The organism is Variovorax sp. WDL1 (assembly GCF_001541225.1).
Taxonomy (GTDB): Bacteria; Pseudomonadota; Gammaproteobacteria; order Burkholderiales; family Burkholderiaceae_C; genus Variovorax.
On the sequence record NZ_LMTS01000021.1, the window covers coordinates 45063 to 46041 of the forward strand.

Genomic DNA, 979 nt, shown 5'->3' on the forward strand with positions numbered 1-979 from the left:
CCAGAGCTTGATGCAGGCGCAGCAGATCCAGCTGCAAATGCTGACAGCCTGGCAGCGCCCGTTCGCCGCCGTCAACCAGGAGCTCTGGGACCAGTGGGTCGTCCGCTTCGGCGGCGGCGTGCCGATCGACGGATAGCTTCCTTGCGGCGACCTCCTGGGGTTTACACCTAGGCTTGGACTCTCAAGTTCCCGCGGGCGCCTGCCGATAAGGCTCATGACCGGGCCCCGATCGGCGGCCGTCGAGGAACAAGCATGCGGAATATGAAGATCGCGACCCGTCTCGGATGGGGTTTCGGGATCGTGCTCCTGTTGATGGCAACATCGATCGCAATGGGCATGGTGCGCTTGCGCGGCATGGCCGAGATCCACGAGCGCGCCGGCGCCGCGCAGCAGGAGATGCTGCAGGGCGGCATCCGGCAGCTGGGGCAGGGAGCCGCGGTCGCGGAAGGCGTTCAAAAGCAGCTCTCAGCCCTGGCCGAAGAGCAGGGGCGGCAGGCCCGCGCGACAGCCGCCGAGCTCCAACGCACCATCGACGACACGCAGTGGCTCCTGCTGGGCCTGGGCCTGCTCGCGCTGGCGACCGGCATCGGCTGGACCATCGGGCTGGTGCGCAGCATCGTCCGGCCGCTGGACGAGGCCATCTTCATCGCCGAAACGGTGGCGGCCGGCGACCTCAGCAAGGAATTCGAGACCGAACGCAGCGGCGAGTTCGGCCGCCTGCTGCGGGGCATGGGCGAGATGGAGGACACGCTGACCGACGTAGTGACCCGCATCAAGGAATCGACCGATTCGATCGTGACCGCGTCGCAGCAGATTGCAGTGGGCAACCAGGATCTCTCGTCGCGCACCGAGGAACAGGCCAGCTCGCTGGAGCAGACGGCCGCCTCGATGGAAGAGCTGACCTCCACCGTCAAGCAGAACGCGGACAACGCGCGACAAGCCAATCAGCTGGCGCTCTCGGCCTCCGAAGTGGCCGTCA

The 979-nt window shown here is 66.9% G+C and carries 1 protein-coding gene; it reads left to right on the forward strand.

Annotation, left to right across the window (positions count from 1 at the left end):
• Nucleotides 1-252 precede the first annotated feature (252 nt).
• On the forward strand, nt 253-979 hold a 727-nt coding region (locus APY03_RS02025), incomplete at its 3' end, for a HAMP domain-containing protein (RefSeq protein ID WP_157103362.1).